Annotated in this window: 1 pseudogene; it reads right to left on the bottom strand. The window is 50.2% G+C overall.

Annotation, left to right across the window (positions count from 1 at the left end):
• Positions 1 to 523: 523 nt before the first annotated feature.
• Positions 524 to 1,879, bottom strand: a pseudogene (locus tag ACTBDZ_RS17325) (cation acetate symporter); the annotation flags it as partial.
• Positions 1,880 to 2,004: the final 125 nt, after the last annotated feature.

Below are 2,004 nucleotides of genomic sequence, written 5' to 3' on the forward strand. Positions count from 1 at the left end.
TATCGGTGCTATGCTCGACATCGCTCAGTCCGGTTGATGATTTGGGATCTTTATCGATTGATCAGATCGCTCAACTCGGACTGAGTTCCCTTCAGGTGATCTACTATTCGGAACAGTTATTTAGCGGCAAAGATGAACGTCTGTATCAAATGAGGCTGCGATGAACCCCATCTGCACCCCTTAATGCGCCCCTATCCTTTACGGTAACTCACCGTATTAACGGGCACTTAATTTATTGACGATCTCGTATCGTGCGTTTATTTGCACGAGAGTTTTTATCATCTTAAAAATAATTAAAACACCCGCCAGCCGCAGTGGCACAATTATTTCGATCGACGTCATTGGCATTTGATTTTAATTAAGCAAAGCATCAATGTTAAACACATGGGGTCACGTATTCAATGTGTTGCTCAGCAATAAAAATAGTATTCATGCTCTATGTTCTCTTCATGCATTCAGGCTGGTTTTAAACACCTTTTTTGCATGCCAGACTATGTAGCAATACACTCATTGAATACGTGACCGAATTATCGGTAATCGAGAAGAACCAGATCCCGATAAACGCCACTAACATTGAGAACAGCGCCGGGTATTCATACGGATAAATAGGTGTGGCGTGACCAAGAATTTTCACCCAAATGGTGGGCCCGAGGATCATCAGCACGATGGCCGTCAGCAAACCTGCCCAACCGCCCAACATTGCCCCACGCGTGGTCAGCTTCGACCAGTACATCGAGATGATGATGATGGGGAAGTTACAGCTCGCCGCTATAGAGAAGGCCAGCCCCACCATAAAGGCAATGTTCTGTTTTTCAAACAAAATGCCCAGCCCGATAGCCACTACGCCCAGAGCGAGTACGGTGAGTTTTGATACTTTGAGTTCATCACGCTCCGTTGCCTGCCCTTTCTTGAAAACGTTGGCGTACAGATCGTGTGACACTGCCGACGCGCCCGCCAAGGTCAGCCCGGCCACTACGGCCAGAATGGTGGCGAACGCCACCGCGGAGATAAAGCCGAGGAAGAAGTTGCCGCCCACCGCATCGGCCAAATGCACCGCCGCCATATTATTGCCGCCAATCAGTGCGCCTGCGGCATCTTTAAAGGTCGGGTTGGCGCTGACCAGTACGATGGCACCGAAGCCGATAATAAAGGTCAGGAAATAAAAGTAGCCCATAAACCCCGTTGCATAAAACACGCTTTTACGTGCTTCGCGTGCATCGCTCACCGTAAAGAAACGCATCAGAATATGGGGTAAGCCCGCGGTACCGAACATCAGACCCAGCCCGAGCGACAGCGCCGAAATCGGGTCCGACACCAGTCCACCGGAGCTCATGATGGCAATGCCTTTCGGGTGGACCGCCGCCGCCGCTTTGAACAAGCCGTCGAAGCTGAAATTGACCGATTTCATCACCATGACTGCCATAAAGGTGGCACCAAACAGCAGCAGCACGGCTTTGATGATTTGTACCCAGGTGGTAGCGAGCATGCCGCCAAACAGCACATACATCACCATCAGAATACCGACCAGCACGACGGCAACGTGGTAGTTCAGGCCAAAGAGCAGTTCTATCAGTTTGCCTGCGCCGACCATCTGGGCGATGAGATACAACGCCACCACCACCAGCGAACCGCAGGCGGAGAGGGTACGAATCGGTTTTTGTTGCAAGCGGTAAGAGGCGACATCCGCGAAGGTATAGCGCCCAAGATTACGCAACCGTTCTGCAATGAGAAACAGGATGATGGGCCAGCCCACCAGGAAACCCAGTGAATAGATCAGCCCGTCGTAACCGGAGGTATACACCAGCGCTGAAATGCCGAGGAACGATGCGGCAGACATGTAGTCACCCGCAATCGCCAACCCGTTCTGAAAGCCGGTGATAGGCTTTGTTGAATAAATAGAAAGTTTGGGTAATCATCGGATCAGATCACCATAGTTGTTTCAAAATCAGGTCTCCATGGCAAAACAAAATTTTAAAATCACTAACTGGCCCTCCTATAACAAGG

Origin of the sequence: Symbiopectobacterium sp., from assembly GCF_051710365.1 — a bacterium.
Classification (GTDB): domain Bacteria; phylum Pseudomonadota; class Gammaproteobacteria; order Enterobacterales; family Enterobacteriaceae; genus Symbiopectobacterium.